This is a genomic window from Zoogloea dura, assembly GCF_012927165.1.
GTDB classification, from domain to species: Bacteria; Pseudomonadota; Gammaproteobacteria; order Burkholderiales; family Rhodocyclaceae; genus Zoogloea; species Zoogloea dura.
The window spans coordinates 502,350-521,391 of sequence record NZ_JABBGA010000001.1; the positions used below are offsets into that span (position 1 = coordinate 502,350).

A 19,042-nucleotide genomic window follows, 5' to 3' on the forward strand; every position below is an offset into this window, starting at 1 on the left:
GCCGGTTTTCCGGACAGGGGCCTCGTTTCACGCCGGGCGGGTCGCGACCCGCCACAGGTGGATGATGCTTACATCTCGACGGTATCCGCCACTTCGGTGAAGGCCGGGATCTGGTCGAAGTTCATGTAGCGGTAGATCTCGGCGGCCTTGGCGTTCACCACCTTGATCTGCTCCATGTACTCTTCCTTGGTCACGATCCGGCCGGCCAGGGCGCACATGGCGGCCAGTTCGGCGGAGCCCAGGTAGACACGGGTGTCGATGCCCAGGCGGTTCGGGAAGTTGCGGGTGGAGGTGGAGATCGCGGTGGAACCCTTGCGGATCTGCGCCTGGTTGCCCATGCACAGGGAGCAGCCGGGCATTTCCATGCGGGCGCCGGACTTGCCGAGGATGCCGTAGTAGCCCTCTTCGGTCAGGATCAGCGCATCCATCTTGGTCGGCGGCGCGATCCACAGACGGGTCGGGATGTCGGACTTGCCTTCCAGGACCTTGCCGGCAGCGCGGAAGTGGCCGATGTTGGTCATGCAGGAACCGATGAACACTTCGTCGATCTTGTCGCCGGCGACTTCGGACAGCACCTTCACGTCATCCGGGTCGTTCGGGCAGGCCAGGATCGGCTCGGTGACTTCGGCCAGGTCGATCTCGATCACGGCGGCGTACTGGGCGCCTGCATCACCCTTCAGCAGGGTGCCGTTGGCGATCCAGTCTTCCATGGCGTTGATGCGACGCTTGAGGGTGCGGGCATCCTCGTAGCCTTCGGCGATCATCCACTTCATCAGGGTGATGTTGGAACGCATGTACTCGACGATCGGCTCCTTGTTCAGGGCGATCGCGCAGGCGGCGGCCGAGCGCTCGGCGGCAGCGTCGGAGAGCTCGAACGCTTGCTCGACCTTCAGGTCGGGCAGGCCTTCGATTTCGAGGATGCGGCCGGAGAAGACGTTCTTCTTGCCCTTCTTCTCGACGGTCAGCAGGCCGGCCTTGATGGCGTACAGGGGGATGGCATTGACCAGGTCACGCAGGGTGATACCGGGTTGCATCTGGCCCTTGAAGCGCACCAGCACGGATTCCGGCATGTCCAGCGGCATTACGCCGGTGGCTGCGGCAAAGGCGACCAGGCCGGAGCCGGCCGGGAAGGAGATGCCGATAGGGAAGCGGGTGTGGGAGTCGCCACCCGTGCCGACGGTGTCGGGCAGCAGCAGGCGGTTCAGCCAGGAGTGGATCACGCCGTCGCCCGGGCGCAGGGACACGCCGCCACGGGTGGAGATGAAGGACGGCAGCTCGCGGTGCATCTTCACGTCCACCAGCTTCGGGTAGGCCGCGGTATGGCAGAAGGACTGCATCACCAGGTCGGCGGAGAAGCCGAGGCAGGCCAGGTCCTTCAGCTCGTCGCGGGTCATCGGGCCGGTGGTGTCCTGGGAGCCGACGGTGGTCATCTTGGGCTCGCAGTAGGTGCCGGGCAGCACGCCCTTGCCTTCCGGCAGGCCACAGGCGCGGCCGACCATCTTCTGGGCCAGGGAGTAGCCGGTGCCGGCATCCGACGGGTTCTGCGGCAGGCGGAACAGGGTGGACGGGGGCAGGCCCAGGGCTTCACGCGCCTTGGTGGTCAGGCCACGGCCGATGATCAGCGGGATACGGCCGCCAGCACGGACTTCGTCGAGGATGACGGGGGTCTTGAGCTGGGCTTCGGCGATCACGGCGCCGTTCTTGAGGGCGGTGACCTTGGCGGTGGCCTGGTCGACCTGCAGCTCGATCTCGTCGCCCATGTCCATCTGGCCGGCGTCGATTTCGATCGGCAGCGCGCCGGCATCTTCCATCGTGTTGAAGAAGATCGGAGCGATCTTGGAGCCCAGACAGACGCCGCCGAAACGCTTGTTCGGCACGAAGGGGATGTCTTCGCCGGTGAACCACAGCACCGAGTTGGTGGCGGACTTGCGGGAAGAACCGGTGCCCACCACGTCGCCGACGTAGGCGATCAGGTTGCCCTTGGCGGCCAGCGCTTCGAGTTGCTTGAGGGGGCCACGCGAGCCCGGCTCATCGGCTTCGATACCCGGACGCGGGTTCTTGAGCATGGCCAGGGCGTGCAGCGGGATATCCGGACGGGACCAGGCATCGGGCGCCGGAGACAGGTCGTCGGTGTTGGTTTCGCCGGTAACCTTGAAAACGGTCAGCTTCTGGGAAGCCGGAACTTCGGGACGGGAGGTGAACCACTCGCCGTCGGCCCAGGACTGCAGCACGGCCTTGGCGTTGGCGTTGCCCTTGTCGGCGAGTTCCTTGACGTCATGGAAGAAGTCGAAGACCAGCAGGGTCTTCTTGAGGCCTTCGGCAGCCACACCGCCCACTTCGGCATCGCCAAGCAGGTCGATCATCGGCTTGACGTTGTAGCCGCCGAGCATGGTGCCCAGCAGCTCGGTGGCCTTGGCGCGGGACACCAGCGCAACGGCCAGCTCGCCCTTGGCGACCTTGGCCAGGAATTCGGCCTTGACCTTGGCGGCGTCGTCTACGCCAGCGGGAATGCGGTAGGTCAGCAGTTCAACCAGGAAAGCCTCTTCACCGGCCGGCGGGCTCTGCAGCAGTTCGACCAGGGCTTGGGTTTGCTGCTTCGACAGGGGCAGCGGCGGGATGCCGAGGGCTGCGCGCTCGGCAACATGCTGGCGATAGGCTTCAAGCATGGGTAGATCCTTCCTAGACGGTGGTTACGTGACAGTGTTTGCTGACTGGAGCGACCGGCCGTTTCGGGCCCGGAGCGCCTCTCCCGAATGGACTGGCACCTTGTTGTTGAATCGGTGGCGCCAAGTCTTATATATATTATATTTTATTTCTGCTCCGATTGTGCGGGCGCACAAAAATCCTGCAAACCGGAGCTTGCCTGCCGGCTCAGGACTGGAGATAGTCGGCCAGTACGCTTTCGACGGCCTTGAGATTGATCGGCTTGATCAGCAGGTCGTCGAAGCCCGCCTCGACCAGGCTCTGCTTCTCTTCCGGCAGTGCATGGGCAGTATAGGCGATGACGCGCAGGCCATTGAATTTGACGTCCGCACGGAGCCTGGCCAGCACTTCCTCGCCGGACATGCCGGGCATGCTGATGTCCAGCAGCACGATGTCGAACCGCTCCGCCTCAAGGCGGGCCAGCGCGGCGGGGCCATCCTCGGCCTCCTCCGAGCTCATGCCCAGGCGGGTCACGAAGGCCACGGCGAGGCGGCGGTTGATGGCATTGTCGTCTACGACGAGTACCCGTTTTCGGGTAGAGGACGGGGAAGAGCTCATGGATCGCTGGCCTGTCAGGACACCTGTTCGACAACAGGCAGGTAAAGGATGAAGGACGACCCCTCTCCGGGCCGCGACTGGACCACCAGGTCGCCGGAAAGGAGATGGGCAAGCTCACGGGCAAGGGCCAGGCCCAAGCCGGTGCCACCTTGGTCTCGGGTCACAAACTGGTCCAATTGCCGGAATTTCTCGAATATCTGTTCCAGTGCATCGGGGGGAATACCCCGGCCGGTATCCGAGACCACGAAGGCGAGCCGATTGCCTTCGCGGCGGATACTCAAGCTTATCTGCCCATTGTCAGTGAACTTGATCGCATTGTTCAAGAGATTATTGAGAATCTGCCTTACCCGCTGGGCGTCAGTGACGATCTCGGCCGGCACGTCGTCGGCAATCTCCAGCTCAACGGCAAGCCCCTTGACCTGGGCGTGGACCTTGTGATTGTTCACCAGCTCGGATGCGAGGGTGACCACCTCCTGGGGCAGCAGCTTGAGCTCGATGCGGCCAGCCTCGATCTTTGCCAGGTCCAGCAGGTCATTGACGATGTCGAGCAGGTGCTCGCCGGAGCTGTGGATGGTGGCGGCAAACTCCTGCTGGGCGGGGTCCGTCAGCTCCAGCTGGAGCAGCTCGGAATAGCCCAGAATGCCATTGAGCGGCGTACGCAGCTCGTGGGACATGTTGGCCAGAAAATCGGACTTGAGCTTGTTGGCCTCCTCGGCGCGGGCCCTGGCTTCCTCGGAGCGCTTGAACGAGAGCTGGACTTCGTCGGCCATGCTGTTGAACGAACGGGCCAGTTGCCCCATTTCGTCATCCGAGCGGACATCCAGGCGGTGCGCCAGATCGCCTTCCTGGAAGCGCCCAAGCCCGTGGATCATGCCGGTGATGCGGCGGGTGATGAACTGGGCCATCCAGATCGCCACCACGATGACCAAGGCGATCATCAACACCGTTGACAGCGCCAGGGCGCCGGCGGTCTGGGTCAGATTCGATTCGATCGACGCCAGCAGGCCCTGGCGCTGAGCCTGGAAGGACTTGTCGCGCTCGGCGATGGTCAGGCCGATGCGCTTGGCGGACTCGGTCGCTGCCCGGTGGAAATCATCCACGTTGGCGCCGATGGTGACAAAGCCAAAGCCCCGCTGCGATGTTCCATACTGGCCGGTGTAGTAGGGAATGGCCGCCGCCGTGGTGAGCTTCCAGAGACCTGAAAAGAAGATCACGAAGGAGCCGGAGCCGCCTTTCTCGGTCAGCTGGTTCCAGCCCGCACACTGAGGGGAAAAGTTCAGATAGCGGCAGTCCAGCCCCACCGTTCCGGCCTTGACCAAGGCCACGGCCGGCTTCTTCTTGAGGGACTGATCATCAAACGCCTTCACGTCGGCCAGGAACTCCCGGGACGACTTGCCGGAGGCCTGCCAGGCCTCGTAGAGCGCCTGGTCGAGCCACGGCACCACCGGGTCACCGGTGGCCGGATCATAGCCTGGGATGAAATAGTCGCGGGGATGGGAGATCGCGCGGCTGCGGTGATCCCACATGAAGGCGTAGTTGCCGACGATGGCATCGTTGATCGGCGTGTAGCGGCTGTCGGTGGGGCTGATCCGGTCGGTGAACTGGCGGATGTGATCGTGATCCAGTGCCAGGGTCACATAGCCTGCGACCTTGCCCCCTCGCAGCACTGGCGTAGCCCAGCGCACGATGGCCCGGAACGGCTTGCCGACCGGGTTCTCGGTGCCGGCATAGGCCGACTCTTCCGGCTTGAACTCGACCCCGGCCTTCTGGGCGCTCGCCGGCAGATAGGGGCCGATCACCTTACTTCCGACGTAGGCGCCGATCACCTCGGAGACATAGATCCCCCCGGGTTTGAGTTTCTGCAGCTCGGGCCAGTAGCGCTCCGCCTTGAGAAAGGTCTCCGCCGGCTTGCTCACGTCACGCAGCTGACTCGAGGTGAGATCGCTGGTGGTGACCTTGATCTTCTCCCGGCCCTGCAGGTCGATGAAACTCATCTCAACGAACAGCGGGCGCTTCTCCGCATGGCCGATGAACTCCGGCGGGCGGGCACTGAAGGCCTTCGCATTGTCCGGCAGCGCCTGGGCGGGATCGGCGGCCAGGGCCTCGTCCCAGCTTTCTGGTGCGGCAGGCTGCCAGCGCTTCTGGTCCTCGGACAATTGCCAGTGCCCGTGCTTGTAGATGTTGCGCCTGCGGAACTGCAGGAAGCTCCGGTAGGCCGCTTCAGCGGGCTCCACCTGGGCTGCCTGCTGGATGTCAGCGTCCCGGTCATACAGGAAGGCGGCAACGGCGCGAGCGGTGTCGGTGGTCAGACGTTCGATGTCTTCCCGGGCACGGTCGTCGAGCGCCTTGATCGCATCGCCCGTCGCCTCGTCACCTACCTCCTTGATCGTGGCCAGCATGGACTCCGCCATCGCCCCGGCCTGGCTGCTGACCGTACTGCCCAGCTTCTGCGCCATGCTCCAGGCCAGCACCGCAAGCAACAGCAGGGGCACGACCTTGATGACGACGAAGATGGCGATCAGCTTGCCCCGGATTCCGCCCAACCAGCTCTTTGGTCCCATTGCTCTGTCCTCGGTCGGTCCCTCCTGCGGGGTGCCGATAATTGTGCGCATCGAACAGACCGCCCCGCTAACATTCGGGCCGATCAGCGCTTGTGTATCGGCCGGGCCCGGAAAATCTCAAGGGTTGAAGCACAAGCATGTCTTGATCGGCAGGCCGCCGCCGATCCAGAATGACGCTCCCTTACTGGACCACGCCCTGCGCAATGCCATCTCCATGCCCCTGCGGCGCCCCCGCAGAATACGCCCGCTGCTGCGGCCGCTACCTGGACGAGGGCCTTCCGCCCCCCGACGCCGAGGCCTTGATGCGCTCCCGCTATACCGCCTACACACTGGGCCGGGACGACTACCTGCTGGTCACCTGGCAGGCAGCGCACCGCCCTGCCGCCCAGGATCTGGGCCAGGACCCGCCGGTCAAATGGCTTGGGCTGCAGGTGAAGGCATTCCGGCCGATCGACGCGGATCACGCCTGCGTCGAGTTCGTGGCCCGCTACAAGATTGGCGGTAAAGCCCACCGCCTGCATGAAACCAGCCGCTTCGTCCGCGAGGACGGGCGCTGGCTATACACGGATGGCGACATCCACTCCAACTGAAGAAGAACGACAGGAAGACACAGCATGAAGCTCTACTATTCGCCCGGCGCCTGCTCCCTCTCCCCCCACATCGTGCTGCGGGAGGCCGGCTTCGACTTTTCCATCGAGCGGGTCAACCTGCGCGATCGGCAGACCGAGTCGGGGCAGGACTTCGCCGAGATCAACCCGAAGGGCTACGTACCGGCGCTGGTGCTGGACAACGGCGAGCTACTCACCGAAGGCCCGGCAATCGTCCAGTACCTGGCCGACCAGGCTCCGGAAAAGGGGCTGCTGCCCCCCGTCGGCACGCTGGAGCGGGCCCGCGTGCAGGAATGGCTGACCTTCATCGGCACCGAACTGCACAAGAGCTTCAGCCCGCTGTTCAACCCCGCCGCCACTCCGGAGATGCAGGAAGCCGCCCGCGCCATGCTCGCCCGCCGGCTGCCGGTGGCCGCCGCAGCCGTGGCAAGCCGCCCCTACCTCGTGGGCGAAGGCTTCACGGTGGCGGATGCCTACCTGTTCGTGGTGCTGGGCTGGGCCCCGATGGTAAAGGTGGATCTTGCGGCCTGGCCCAGCCTGGCTGAATTCTCGGCCCGCATCGCCGCCCGCCCGAGCGTTCAGGCGGCGCTGGAGGCCGAAGGCCTGAAGAAGGGCTGAACGCCCGGTTCCCGCTCAGCCCTGGGGGATGAGTTCGATCGTCTCTCCGGCGAAATCGACCCGTTGCCCGGGGCGCAGCTTGGCCCGCTTGCGATTCTCGATCTCCCCGTCCACCTGCACATCGCCATCGGCAACCCGCTGCTTGGCCTCGCCGCCGGAACCGCACAGGCCCACGGCCTTGAGGAGCTGGTCGAGCTGGATGAATTCACCTTCAACGGGAAAACGGATGGTCATGGGGCGGCTCCGATGGATGAAGTAATACTGAAAGAATCGGCGGATTGTGTCAGAGCCGGCACAATCCGCCAATCCTGTTCCGGCAGACGCCGGATCAGGCAGGATCAAGCAGGAATGCGCAGAGTCTGCCCCGGATAGATCTTGTCCGGATTGCCCAGCATCGGCTTGTTGGCCTCGAAGATCTTCATGTAGGCATTTGCATTGCCATAGTAGGTCTTGGCAATGGCCGACAGGGTGTCGCCACGTACCACGGTATGGAAGCGGGCTTCCGGCTCCGGGTTGAGCACCTGGAGGCCGTCATTCACATGCTCCACGCCATCCACGTTGCCGCAGCACAGCAGGATCTTCTCCCGGGTGGCCTGATCCGCCACCGTGCCGCTCACCGACACCGCGCTGTTGGCGCCATCGAAGGCAATGGCCAGGGCGCTCGTGTCGAAGCCCTGGGCAGCCACGTAGGCCGTGATCGAAGCCGCTGCCTTGGTGTTCAATTCGGCCAGCTTGTCGACCGCTGCCGCATCACCACCCGACGCCGAGGCCTGAGCCTGCTCCACGTCCTTGCGGCCGAAGAGCTTTTCGCCGGCATCCCGTACAAAACTAAGCAGACCCATGAAACACTCCTTGCACAAATGAGGGAGCGCCCAGCCTAAGCCCGTCAGGCTGACAATGACATCACGGTTTTGTGTCGGCATGTCACAGCGCCGCCCGGAGCGGCACTATGTCACGCACCCAGAGGCGCCAGGCCGTGGCGCCGGCGAGCCCGCGCGCAGCCTTCGTCACCGATCCCCAATGCCGCGTACGGCGCGAAATCCCGGCACGGCCCCGGACGGTTCGCGTAGATGCTGCAATGCGCCTGGTGGCCGACCTCTCCCACCAGGGCGATGCAGCGCGGCGGGCCGTCGTCGGTGCCGCGCATGCGCATCAGGCTCGCCGTGACCGGCACCGTCAGGGCGACCGGCACGCAGCCACCAGGCTGCGAATCCAGGTCGGAGACATGGAAGTCGACCCGGAAGCTCGCGCAGCAGGCGCCGCAACTGAGGCAGGGGTCAGCCATGGATCAGGACGCTCCGCAGCACTTCTTGTACTTCTTGCCGCTACCGCAGGGACAGGGCTCATTACGACCGACGGCCGAACCCGCCGCCTGGACGGCGGCGCCAACCTCGACCTGTTCCGGCGCCGGCAGGCCCAGGGCACGCCAGGCCTGGTAAAGGTGCTGTACGGCGATACCTTTCTGCTCGAGTTCGGCCAGCAGGGCATCCGTATCCGTGCTCACCGGCTCATCGTCTTCCTCGTCGGGCCCGAAAATGCTCTCCAGCAAGCTCTCGGCAATGCTCGTATCGCCGACACGGTCCGGCCAGTCGGAAGCCCACATTTCGAAGCCCTGCTCGAAGCCAGCAGTCCATTCCTCGCCGATCAGGGGGTCGTCATCGCCGCCCTGGGCATAGCAGAAAGGCTGCCAGCCTTCGGCCTCGCCCTCCTCGTCGCCTTCCGCGTCGCCGATGGCCGCGACTTGGTCGTTGTAGTAGCGCAGCACCAGTTCGATGGCCTTCTGCAAGGAGGCCCCGCCACCAAAGCCGGGCTCCTCCTCATCCGCGCTCCACACCGGCGGCAGCCATTTTTCGACGGGGATCGGCAGCGGCGAGGCGACGATGGCGGCCAGATAGCCGTCCAGCATCTCGAGGTTCATGCAGTCGGCCGGCACGTCGTCGGAGACCAGCAATTCCTCGAGCTGCTCGAGTTCATCGTCGTTCAGGGGCAGGGATCGGGGTGCGTTCATGACGGGTTTTCCTCCAGTTCTGGTTGGGGATCGAGCTCCACCACACACCGGTAAAGGGTCTGGCCGGAATCCCGGTACTTGCGTTCAAAGGGTGTCAGGGGCGACGGTGCCTCGAAAGATTCCCAGGGCACCGGCCGGCCGATCAACAGCCCCAGCGCCTCGGTGAATTCTTCCACGTAGATGTTCCAGTTGCTGCGGCATTCCAGGCGGCCTCCCAGGCGTGGCACGAAGGGGAAGACCGGGTGCGCGTGCCAGCGCCGGCTCAGGTGGCCGATCTTGGGCCAGGGGTTGGGATACAGGATGTAATGGCGGGCCAGGCGGATGCCGGCCTCGGCCATCAGGCGCCAGTAATCAACCAGGTCGGCCCGCACGAAGACCATGTTCTTCGGCAGCAAGGCATCGGGATAAGGCTTCTTGCGGCTGAGGCGGTCTTCCGATTGGTCGACGCCGATCACCCAGTGGTCGGGAAAGGCCCGGGCCAATTGGATGGTGCTGTGCCCGACCCCGCAACCGGCGTCGAGGATCAGCGGAGCGTGGCCATCCCAGCCGGCCAGGCTGTCGGCGAACGCGGCCTTGTTGTAATCGAGGAAGGGTTTGCGGAAGTCGGACCCAGCATGTTTGGCGACACGCTCGAGGAGGTGCTCGTGCACACCCGGCTGGGCGCTTTCGGGAATTCGGGAGTTGGCGTACATGGGCGGATTCTACGCGGCGGCCTGCTGCAGCGGGACACCATGGAGGCGCAGGAGCTGAGCCACCGCCAGCGGATCGCGCTCGCCGCGGACCAGGGTATACAGGGTTTCCGCCTGGGGGAAATTGCGACGCAGCAGGTTGAGCCACTGCTTGAGCCGCCCCGGGGCATGGCGCGCCTCCACCTTGGCCAGCACGCGCAGCCAGAACTCTCCCAGCAAGGGGAGCAGTTCGGTCCATTCGGCAGCGCGGTCGGGCGCTGCCCGCGCGCCCAGGCGGATCCGCCGCGCCAGGAAGGGGTCGGCCACTGCGCCGCGGCCCAGCATCACGTCCGTGGCGCCGCTCACCGAGCGGCAGCGCCGCCAGTCGTCCTCGCACCACACCTCGCCATTGGCCACCACCGGCACGCCGACCACGTCGGCGATGCGCCCGACCCACTCCCAGTGGGCCGGCGGGCGATAGCCGTCGGCCTTGGTCCGGGCATGCACCACCAGGCCATCGACACCGCCTTCAGCCAGGGCCCGGCCGCAATCGAGGGCCTTGCCAGTGTCCTCCACGCCCAGGCGCATCTTGGCCGTGAAGGGAATGTGCGGCGGTACCGCGGCCCGTACCGCCCGGGCGATGGCATGCAGTAATTCAGGTTCGTCGAGCAGGGCCGCCCCGCCCCGGTGCCGATTGACCGTTGGCGCCGGACAGCCGAAGTTGAGATCGATGCCCGGCGGATCCAGGCCCACCAGCTGGGCGGCGTTGTCGGCCATGCAGGGCGGATCCGAACCCAGCAGTTGGACCCGCACCAGCGTGCCGGACGAGGTGGCACCACCGTTCTTCAGCTCCGGCGACATGCGCGTGAAGGAACGCTTCGGCAAGACCGAACCGGACACCCGTGCAAACTCCGTCACCGCGTAGTCGTAGCCCGGCACGCGCGTGAGCACCTCGCGCAGAACATCGTCGGCGAGACCTTCAAGGGGAGCGAGAAGCAACCGGGACATGGCGCAGCGACAGAGGAAAGCGATACCGGAAAAGGCGGGCGGCACCACAATTCGGGTGCGCGGGCCGGGGCCGCAATGTACCGGAGTTTCGCGCCGCAACATAGGGCTTTGCGGCGCACCCGGATGCCGTGCAGGAGTAAGATGCGCGACCGTCCCCAATAGCCGGAACATCGCGCCATGCAACGCCTGATCCGCCCGAAGGGCGACTCGCCGGGTCGCCGCGACCTGCTGGTCCTCGCCCTGCCCGCCCTGCTGCTGGTGGTGGCCGCATTTGTGCTGGCCTGGCAGTTCGTGCGGCCGGCACCGCCCAGCCGCATCGTCATCACCACCGGCGCGGCCGGCGGCGCATATGACTACTTCGGCCAGCGCTACCGGGAAAAGCTCGCCCAGGAGGGCATCGAGGTCGAGCTGCGGCCGTCCTCCGGCGCGGTTGAAAACCTGCTCCGCCTGAAGACCGACGACGAGGTCAATGTAGGCTTCATCCAGGGCGGCATCGCCAACGAGCCGGAGTCGGAAGACCTGGCCACCCTGGGCTCCATGTATCTCGAGCCGGTGTGGGTATTCCACCGGGGCAAGGAGGATCTCGACAAGGTCGTGCAACTACGCGGCAAGCGCATTGCCATCGGCGTCCATGGCAGTGGGGGCCAGTTGTTCGCACTGCAGATGCTGGCCGCCAACGGTTTCAGGACGGACGATCCCGGGCTGGTGCCGCTCGGTGGCATGGACGCGGTCGAGGCCCTGCGCAAGGGCGAGGTGGATGCCTTCTTTGTGGTCGGCGCCCCGCAGGCTCCGGTGGTCGATGCCCTGCTGCACAGCGAGGGCATCCAGTTGCTCAACTTTGCCCAGGCGGAAGGTTACGGGCGCCATTTTCCCCACCTCGTCAAAGTCACCCTGCCCCGCGGGGCCATCGACATCCAGGCCGACCGGCCCCCGCGGGATATCCAGCTGGTGGCAGCCACCGCCAACCTGGTGGTGAAAGCCGACATCCATCCGGCCATCGTGACCCTGCTGCTCCGGCATGCCCGCGAGATTCACGGCGTGCCCGGGCTGCTCAACGGCCCCGGCGCCTTTCCCAGCCCGCAGGATCACTCCCTGCCGCTGCACCCTTCTGCCCGCCGTTTCTACGAGAGCGGCCCGCCCCTGCTGCAGCGCTATCTGCCGTTCTGGCTGGCCGTGCTGATCGATCGGCTGTTCGTGATGCTGCTGCCCCTGATCGCCGTGGTGATCCCCCTGACCAAGGTGCTGCCGGCCCTTTACAACTGGCGCATGCGCTCACGGGTGTATCGCTGGTACGGCGAACTCAAGTTTCTCGAGGCGGAGATCGACCGCAATCCCGTAGCCCGTCAGGACCTGACCGCCATCGAGGGCTTCATCGACCGCCTGGACCGCATCGAGCAGCGGGCAAGCCACCGCAAGCTGCCACTGGCATTCTCCAACGAGCTCTACACCCTGCGCGAACATATTGCCCTGGTGCGCCACCGTCTGAGGTCACTTGCGGAAACCGCCACAGGTGGCTGAAAGTCAAACCACTACACTCAACAACATGGCCGGGTCGCCCTGACACCGGTCCCCGAGACCCGCACAAGAGCTCCATCATGAGTCCGCACCTAGATCTGACCGCCCCCTACCCGCCCCTCGTCCGGCGCATCGAAACTGAAGCCACCGTCGAAAACGGTGAGATCCTGCGCATCGACCACTTCCTGAATCACCGCATCGAGCCGGCCTTCATCTTTGAAATGGCCCACGAGCTGGCCCGTCGCCTGTCTTATTTCCAGCCTAACGTGGTGCTCACGGCGGAGGCCAGCGGCATCGCCCCGGCCCTGGTGGTGGCCCAGACCCTCAGCGTGCCCCTTATATACGCCAAGAAGTACTCGCCCCAGGTGGAGTCGCCCTCCATCTCGCGCATCATTCCGTCCCCCACCAAGGGCGGACACACCCGGCTGGTCCTGTCGCAACGCTATCTAGGTGCCGGCCAGCGCGTGGTGATTGTCGATGACTTCCTGGCCAACGGCCGTACTGCCATCGCCCTGATTGAAATGGCCCGGGAGGCCGGCGCCGAGGTGATGGGTGCCGGCTTCATCGTCGAAAAGCGCTTCAAGCATGGCCGAGAACACATCCAGGCGCTCAATGTGCCGGTGGCAACCCTGGCCCAGGTGGAGCGCCTGGCCGAGACGCACGCGGTACTCACCCAGCCGGTCGAGGCCTGACTCTCCGCTGCCCGCCCTGCCCCTTTCGCGTCAGCGGGACAGAGGATAGAACAGCTGCTCGTTGCCGATCTTGTAAGCCGAGATCGCACGACGGCCCTCCGCGGAGGTGATCCACTGGATGAACTTTTCGCCCGCGCCCTTCTTTACGTGAGGATGGCGCGCGGGATTCACCAGCATCACGCCATAGGGGTTGTAGAGCTTGGGGTCACCCGCATACAGGATCGCCAGATCCTGGCGGTTCTTGAAGCTCGCCCAGGTGCCCCGATCGGCCAGGGTATAGGCGCCCATGCCGGCTGCCATGTTGAGGGTCGGCCCCATGCCGGCTCCCGCCTCCTTGTACCAGGGCTGTCCCTTGAGCTCGACGCCTGCACTACCCCAGAAGCGCAGCTCGGCCGCGTGGGTGCCGCTGCGGTCCCCCCGCGACACCCACGGACTGCCCTTGCGGGCAATCCGCGCAAAGGCATCGGTGGCATCCCTCGCCCCCTTCACACCGGCCGCATCGGCTGCCGGGCCGACCAGCACGAAGTCGTTGTACATCACATCCTTGCGGTCCACTCCAAAGCCGTCCTGAACGAATTTGTCCTCGGCGGCCCGGTCGTGCACCAGCAGCACATCGGCATCGCCACGGCGCCCCACGTCAAGGGCCTGGCCGGTGCCCAGGGCCACCACCTTCACGGCGATCCCGCTGTCCTTCTCGAAGATCGGCAGGATGAAGTTGAACAGGCCGGACTGTTCGGTGGAGGTGGTCGAGGCCAGCACGATGGTCTCCCCCGCCTGGGCAGGAGACACCCAGGCCATCACGCTGACGGCCGCGCAGCCGAGGAATTTCAGAAGGCCATTCGCCATGGTAGTTCTCCCTGGATATAGAGACGCGCGGCCTGGGAGGCCGGGCGGGCAAAGAAACGCTGGACCGGTGCGTGCTCGCACACCCGGCCGGCGTCGATGAAAACCACGTCGTCGGCCAGTCGCGTGGCCTGGCCGAGGTTGTGGGTGGTCATGAGGATGCGGGTACCCTCGGTGCGGATCTCGCGCACGATGCGCTCGATGCGGTCCACCGACGAAGGGTCCAGGCTGGCGGTCGGCTCATCCAGCAACAGCAGGCGCGGCTGGGTCACCCAGGCGCGGGCCAGGGCCAGGCGCTGGCGCTCGCCCCCCGACAGGGCCCGGGCGCTGTCCGCGGCACGCTGCGCCAGGCCGACCCGCTCCAGCACGGCCAGGGCCCGCTCCCTCCGCTCACCCGCCGCCAGGCGCGCCGGCAGCAGGGCCAGCTCCACGTTGCCGCACACCGAGTCGCGCAACATCCGCGCATGCTGGAAGACCATGGCCACGCCGGACTCCGGGCGCCGGCCACCGCCCCAGTCGATCGTCCCGGCCTGCGGTTCGAGCAAGCCGCACAGGGTGCGCAGCAGCACGCTCTTGCCGGCACCATTGGGGCCGAGCAGGATGGTGATGCCCTCGCCTGCCAGGTCCAGGTCGAGACCATCCAGGATGGCCCTTCCGCCCGCCTCCCAGCGCAAGTCGCGCACCCGCAACGGAAACATCGGCGCGGCATCGCTCATGGCCGTCCGCTCAGGCATAGCGCCGCATCGCCCACTGGCGCACCACCAGGGCAAGGCCGTTGAGGACGAGGATGACCGCCAGCAGCACCAGGCCCAGGGCCACCGCCAGGGGCAGGTCGCCCTTGCTGGTTTCCAGGGCAATGGCAGTGGTCATGGTACGGGTCGAGCGGTCGATGTTGCCGCCGACGATCATCACCGCGCCGACCTCGGACATGGCCCGCCCCAGGCCCGCCAGTACCGCCACCAGCAGGGAGTGGCGGCAGTCGTGGAGCAGCACCCGCACGCTGTCGATCCAGCGCAGGCGCAGCACCCGGAATTCTTCCTCGTAGTCGTGCCACGCATCTTCGATGGTCTGGCGCGCGATGGCGGCCATCAGGGGCGCCACCAGCACCGTCTGGGCCAGCACCATGGCGGTCGGGGAATACAGCAGCCCGAGGTCGCCTAGCGGCCCCGAGCGGGACAGCAGCAGATACACCACCACCCCCACCACCACCGAGGGCAGGCCCATGCAGCCATTGAGGGCGATCACCAGGAGTTGCCGCCCCCGGAAGCGCCCCACGCCCAGGCAGGCGCCCAGCGGCAGACCGATCAGGGTGCCCAGCAACACCGCCAGGCCACTGACCTGCAACGACAGGCCGACGATCTCGGCGACGCGATGGTCGAAACCGGCGAGCAGGGCAAAAGCCTCGGAAATGGCGAGACTGAACGCGTTCATGAATGGTCGGAAAGAGGCGCCGGAGAAGGCGCGAGGATCGGAAGGCGGCAGCGCAGTTCAGCCCCCTCCGCGCTGCATGGCCAGATCGAGGCGCGACAGCAGCCGGCTGCAGGCCTGCGTGTCGCCGGCCAGGAAACGCAGCCGGGCCCGGGTCACCGGAATGCAGAACTGGCCGATGCGCCGGTCTGGCATGGCGGTGAGGGCCACTTCGAGCACGGCCTCGCCGTCATCCACCCGATAGACCAGCGGCGCAGGTGAAGACACGCCACCGGGCAGTGCCAGGTACAAGCCTCGTTGGAATTCGGCCGGACTCGCCCCCAGCTCCCTCACGAAACCGCCATTCGCATCTTCATTCGCCTGAGCAGCCAAATCTAGCCCCCGGCGATCGGCGGCCAGATGGCCACCTCGTCATCGTCCTGCAGAACCCGTCCGGCACGGGCGGCCGGCGGAATGTAATGGCCGTTTATCAGGACCAGGTGGGCACTCTTCTCGGGCACCCGGTAACGGACGATCAGATCTCCCACCGTCGTCTCGGGCGCCACGTCGATTTCCACAATATTGCCGCGCCGCCCGGCCGGCAGGAGGTCGGCCAGCGACGCGAAGAGCTTGAAGACGACCCTCATGCGAAAGCGGCCACCGGGTGATGACGGGCCACCGCGTCCGGCTGGGTTGCCGCCAGGTAAGCCTCGAAGAAGCGCTGGGGCGCGCTGAGCAGGTGATCCTTCCAGGCACCGAGCCTGAGCTGCCCCTGGATAAGGCCGCGCAAGGCGCCTACATGCTGGGTCATGCCGATAGAGGTGGCACCGATCAGCACATCGCCCTTGAACTGCAGGCTCAGGTAGCGGAAGGCCGCCTCGTCCACCTGCTCGACCCCCTGCCCTTCGGGGTCTCCCCACCACTGGCCGAAGGAGGTGGAGATCAGGCCCAGGGTGTCCAGCACGTTGATGGCCAGCACACCCGGCATTCGCCCGTTACCGCCGGCCATGTTGATCGCCGCGACACGGGCCTGGTCAGCCGCATTGGGCTGGATCGCCGACACCAAGTGGGCACCGGTGAACAGGTCGGGAGCCTCGGCCACGTCACCCGCCGCAAAGATGCCCGGCACCGAGGTTTCCATACGGGCGTCCACGAGCACGCCCTTGGCCACATGCACCGGAGTCGCATCCAGGAAGGCCACGTTGGGCGCCACCCCAGCAGCGACGATGACCAGATCGCAAGGCAGCTTGTCGCCGGTGGACAGGCTCACCAGCAGGGGGGCATCACCGCCATCGGCACGTTCAATACGCTCCACGCCTGCGGAAGTGACAACCCGGATGCCCTTTTCCTCGACCCAGCGCTTGATCATGCCACCTGCCTTGGGGGTCATCATGCGCGGCACCATGCGGTCGCCCATCTCCACCACGGTGAGGGACACACCGCGCTTGGCCAGGGCTTCCATGATGATGCAGCCGATGAAGCCGGCCCCCAGCTGCAGCACACGCGCACCAGGCTTTGCGTGGCTGGCGATGGCACGGGCATCGGCGAGGGTCCAGCAGGTCTGCACTTCCGGCAGATCCACGCCGGGAATGGGTGGCCGCACCGGATGGGAGCCCGTCGCCACGAGCAGCCGATCGTAGGTCTCGAAATGACCGTCGGCAAACAGCACCTTGCCTTGCTGCGTATCGACCGCCACCGCACGGCCGCGCAACTGGCGCACCCCGAGACGATCAAAATGGTCTGGTGTCTTGCGCAGCCAGGTCCCCGATTCGTCGATATTGCCTTCCAGCAGATAGGGGATGGCCATGCGTGAATAGGACGGCTCGTCCTCGCTGCCCACCATCACGATCTCGTCGCGGGGGGCCGCCTTGCGCAGGGTCTCGGCCGCCACCACGCCTGCCGGGCCATTGCCCAGGATTAGGTGTTTCATGGGTGATTCCTCGAAACAGGATTGTGCCGATGCCGCCCCGCGGGACGGCATCGGCAGGCGAGCGTCAGGTCAGAGCCCCAGGCGTGCCAGCGTGGCGGCGGTGGGAACACCCTCTTCCGTCCAGCCACGGATGCTGTAGTACTCCGGCAGCATCTTGTCGATGCCGCTGACCAGCCCCTTGGCCGGCCCCACCTTGGCGGGCTCGGTCTTGAGACGCGGCGGCAGGTCATCGTCCTTGCGGGTCAGGCCAGCCGCGTTGTTGAAGAGGCGCTCCATGTTCCAGATGCGCTCACCCATTTCATTGAGCTTGTCCATCGACCAGTCGCCTTCGCAGGCGGCTTCAATCTGCGGCTGTACGTCGGCCAGTGTCCACGCGAACGAGGTGAAGACACAGATCCCCGCCGCGTCGAAGACCGCCGTGGCGTCCTGGAAGGCCTTGACCAGTTCGGGCTTGCCCTCGGTGGTGAGCGGATCGGTCTTGACCGGGATGCCCAGCACTTCGGAGGCCACGGTGTAGGAACGCAGGTGACAGGCGCCCCGGTTGGACGTGGCGTAGGTCAGGCCCATGCCCTGGATGCCACGGGCGTCATAGGCCGGGAACTCCTGCCCCTTGACGGTCATGGACAGCTCCGGGTGGCCGTACTGGGTGCACAGCCGGCGCGAGCCCTGGCCGATCTCCTTGCCGAAGCCTTCGCCCCGTGCGGTCATTTCGGTCAGGCGGGCCAGTGCCTCGGCCGAGCCGAACTCCGCCTCGATGCCGATCTGCTCCTTGGTGAGGATGCCCATCTCGTAGAGCTCCATCACCGCACCGATGGTGGCACCGAAGGAGATCGGGTCCATGCCCTGCTCGTTGCACAGTAGGTTGGCGTACTGCAGGGCCTCCAGGTCGCCCACCCCGTTGGCCGCGCCGAGGGCCCAGGCCGCCTCGTATTCCAGGCCGCCGGACGCCCCCCAGTACTTGGGGTTGTTGACCACGGTGAAGTGCCCCTTGTCAATCTCGGAGATGCGTCCGCAGGCGATCGTGCAGCCAAAGCATGCGGCGTTGGTCACCAGGTGGGTCTTGCCGTCAGTGGGCCGCTTTTCGTGCATCGCCTCGGCGGAGATCTTGCCAGCGTCCTCGAACTGCACGTCCTTGTGGTTGCGGGTGGGCAAGGCGCCCATCTCGTTGATCACGTTCATCAGCACCTGGGTGCCGAACTTCGGCAGGCCCTGCCCGGTGACGGCGTTGTCGGCGAGCACCTTCTTCTTCTCGGCGGTGATCTTCATGAAGGCCTTCATGTCCTTGATGCCGGACACGCCCTTCGTGCCACGCAGGGCCACCGCCTTGAGATTCTTGGAGCCCATCACCGCACCCACTCCGGAACGGCCGGCAGCGCGGTGCAGATCATTGACGATGCAGGCGAACAAGACCTGGTTTTCGCCGGCGAGGCCGATGGACGACACGCGCACCAGAGGATCCTGGTGGTGGTGCTTGATGGCCTCCTCCGTCTCCCAGCAGCTCTTGCCCCACAGGTCGGATGCGTCGATGAGCTGGGCCTTGTCGTTCTCGACGTAGAGGTAGACCGGCGTGGGCGAGCGCCCCTCCAGAATGATCATGTCCCAGCCGGCAAATTTCATCTCGGCGCCGAAGAAGCCGCCTGAGTTCGAGCAGGCAATGGCGCCGGTCAGCGGCCCCTTGGTGACGACCGTGTAGCGCCCGCCGGTGGAGGCCGGCGTGCCGGTCAGCGGCCCGGTGGACATGATCATCTTGTTTTCGGGCGACAAGGGATCGACCTTCGGGTCGATCTCCGACACCAGGTACTTGGTGGCCAGCCCCCGCGACCCGAGATACTCGTCGGCCCACTGCATGTTCAACGGCTCTTCCGTGCAGGTCCCTTCGGTGAGGTTGACCCGCAGTACTTTCCTGTTCCAGCCCATGGTCTC

General features: G+C 65.8%; 20 protein-coding genes. 4 read left to right on the top strand and 16 right to left on the bottom strand.

The genetic code is table 11. The features are described 5' to 3' along the window. Window positions 1-68: 68 nt before the first annotated feature. The 3 genes from acnB to HHL15_RS02220 all read right to left on the bottom strand — a co-directional run bounded on the left by acnB (window position 69) and on the right by HHL15_RS02220 (window position 5,822). Window positions 69-2,666, bottom strand: coding sequence for a bifunctional aconitate hydratase 2/2-methylisocitrate dehydratase (gene acnB, locus HHL15_RS02210; protein ID WP_169144163.1), 2,598 nt, complete (start codon window positions 2,664-2,666; stop codon window positions 69-71). 205 nt (window positions 2,667-2,871) lie between these two features. After that, on the bottom strand, window positions 2,872-3,261 hold the full coding sequence (locus HHL15_RS02215) for a response regulator (protein WP_169144164.1): 390 nt from the start codon (window positions 3,259-3,261) through the stop codon (window positions 2,872-2,874). A 14-nt stretch (window positions 3,262-3,275) separates the two neighbouring features. Next, the gene (locus tag HHL15_RS02220) at window positions 3,276-5,822 is read right to left on the bottom strand and encodes a sensor histidine kinase (RefSeq protein ID WP_169144165.1); all 2,547 of its coding nucleotides are present in this window, start codon (window positions 5,820-5,822) and stop codon (window positions 3,276-3,278) included. Between the two features lie 170 nt (window positions 5,823-5,992). Here HHL15_RS02220 and HHL15_RS02225 point away from each other — a divergent pair, with 170 nt between their 5' ends. Continuing rightward, window positions 5,993-6,412 carry a YchJ family protein gene (locus HHL15_RS02225; RefSeq protein ID WP_169144166.1) on the top strand — a complete coding sequence of 140 codons (420 nt, stop codon included), beginning with the start codon at window positions 5,993-5,995 and terminating at the stop codon, window positions 6,410-6,412. 24 nt (window positions 6,413-6,436) lie between these two features. Continuing rightward, window positions 6,437-7,048 (top strand): glutathione transferase GstA, encoded by a 612-nt coding sequence (gene gstA / locus HHL15_RS02230; RefSeq protein ID WP_169144167.1) that lies wholly within the window; start codon window positions 6,437-6,439, stop codon window positions 7,046-7,048. Window positions 7,049-7,063: 15 nt separating this feature from the next. Here the strand turns inward: gstA and HHL15_RS02235 are convergent, their stop codons facing one another. From HHL15_RS02235 to HHL15_RS02260, 6 genes are all read right to left on the bottom strand, one after another. After that, window positions 7,064-7,282: an RNA-binding S4 domain-containing protein gene (locus tag HHL15_RS02235; RefSeq protein WP_169144168.1), complete on the bottom strand. Its 219-nt coding sequence runs from the start codon at window positions 7,280-7,282 to the stop codon at window positions 7,064-7,066. A gap of 104 nt (window positions 7,283-7,386) precedes the next feature. After that, window positions 7,387-7,890, bottom strand: a complete 504-nt coding sequence (lysM, locus tag HHL15_RS02240; protein ID WP_169144169.1) for a peptidoglycan-binding protein LysM — start codon at window positions 7,888-7,890, stop codon at window positions 7,387-7,389. Window positions 7,891-8,000: 110 nt separating this feature from the next. Next, window positions 8,001-8,333, bottom strand: a complete 333-nt coding sequence (locus HHL15_RS02245) for a YkgJ family cysteine cluster protein (protein ID WP_169144170.1) — start codon at window positions 8,331-8,333, stop codon at window positions 8,001-8,003. Window positions 8,334-8,336: 3 nt separating this feature from the next. Continuing rightward, entirely contained in the window at window positions 8,337-9,056 is a 720-nt protein-coding gene (locus HHL15_RS02250) for a UPF0149 family protein (protein WP_169144171.1), read from the bottom strand. Further along, window positions 9,053-9,748, bottom strand: a complete 696-nt coding sequence (trmB, locus tag HHL15_RS02255; RefSeq protein ID WP_169144172.1) for a tRNA (guanine(46)-N(7))-methyltransferase TrmB — start codon at window positions 9,746-9,748, stop codon at window positions 9,053-9,055. The genes HHL15_RS02250 and trmB overlap by 4 nt, the downstream gene beginning before the upstream one ends. Before the next feature lie 9 nt (window positions 9,749-9,757). Beyond that, window positions 9,758-10,732 (bottom strand): tRNA dihydrouridine synthase, encoded by a 975-nt coding sequence (locus HHL15_RS02260; protein WP_169144173.1) that lies wholly within the window; start codon window positions 10,730-10,732, stop codon window positions 9,758-9,760. A gap of 177 nt (window positions 10,733-10,909) precedes the next feature. On the opposite strand from HHL15_RS02260, the gene HHL15_RS02265 reads away from it, so the two are divergent. Both HHL15_RS02265 and xpt read left to right on the top strand, forming a co-directional pair. After that, a complete protein-coding gene (locus tag HHL15_RS02265) occupies window positions 10,910-12,250 on the top strand; it encodes a TAXI family TRAP transporter solute-binding subunit (RefSeq protein WP_169144174.1) in 1,341 nt (446 codons plus the stop codon). A gap of 77 nt (window positions 12,251-12,327) precedes the next feature. Next, window positions 12,328-12,939: a xanthine phosphoribosyltransferase gene (gene xpt / locus HHL15_RS02270; protein WP_169144175.1), complete on the top strand. Its 612-nt coding sequence runs from the start codon at window positions 12,328-12,330 to the stop codon at window positions 12,937-12,939. A gap of 30 nt (window positions 12,940-12,969) precedes the next feature. Here xpt and HHL15_RS02275 read toward each other — a convergent pair whose 3' ends face one another. From HHL15_RS02275 to HHL15_RS02305, 7 genes are all read right to left on the bottom strand, one after another. Next, complete coding sequence (locus tag HHL15_RS02275) at window positions 12,970-13,785, bottom strand: substrate-binding domain-containing protein (protein WP_169144176.1); 816 nt, start codon at window positions 13,783-13,785, stop codon at window positions 12,970-12,972. Then, window positions 13,767-14,498, bottom strand: a complete 732-nt coding sequence (locus HHL15_RS02280) for an ATP-binding cassette domain-containing protein (protein ID WP_235943172.1) — start codon at window positions 14,496-14,498, stop codon at window positions 13,767-13,769. Before HHL15_RS02280 ends, HHL15_RS02275 begins: the two co-directional genes overlap by 19 nt. A gap of 10 nt (window positions 14,499-14,508) precedes the next feature. Beyond that, window positions 14,509-15,213, bottom strand: a complete 705-nt coding sequence (locus HHL15_RS02285) for an ABC transporter permease (protein ID WP_169144177.1) — start codon at window positions 15,211-15,213, stop codon at window positions 14,509-14,511. Between the two features lie 57 nt (window positions 15,214-15,270). Continuing rightward, window positions 15,271-15,501 (bottom strand): hypothetical protein, encoded by a 231-nt coding sequence (locus tag HHL15_RS02290; protein ID WP_169144178.1) that lies wholly within the window; start codon window positions 15,499-15,501, stop codon window positions 15,271-15,273. 83 nt (window positions 15,502-15,584) lie between these two features. Further along, on the bottom strand, window positions 15,585-15,836 hold the full coding sequence (locus HHL15_RS02295; protein WP_169144179.1) for a MoaD/ThiS family protein: 252 nt from the start codon (window positions 15,834-15,836) through the stop codon (window positions 15,585-15,587). Further along, window positions 15,833-17,119, bottom strand: coding sequence for an NAD(P)/FAD-dependent oxidoreductase (locus tag HHL15_RS02300; RefSeq protein WP_169144180.1), 1,287 nt, complete (start codon window positions 17,117-17,119; stop codon window positions 15,833-15,835). Before HHL15_RS02300 ends, HHL15_RS02295 begins: the two co-directional genes overlap by 4 nt. A gap of 69 nt (window positions 17,120-17,188) precedes the next feature. Then, the gene (locus HHL15_RS02305) at window positions 17,189-19,036 is read right to left on the bottom strand and encodes an aldehyde ferredoxin oxidoreductase family protein (protein ID WP_169144181.1); all 1,848 of its coding nucleotides are present in this window, start codon (window positions 19,034-19,036) and stop codon (window positions 17,189-17,191) included. Window positions 19,037-19,042: the final 6 nt, after the last annotated feature.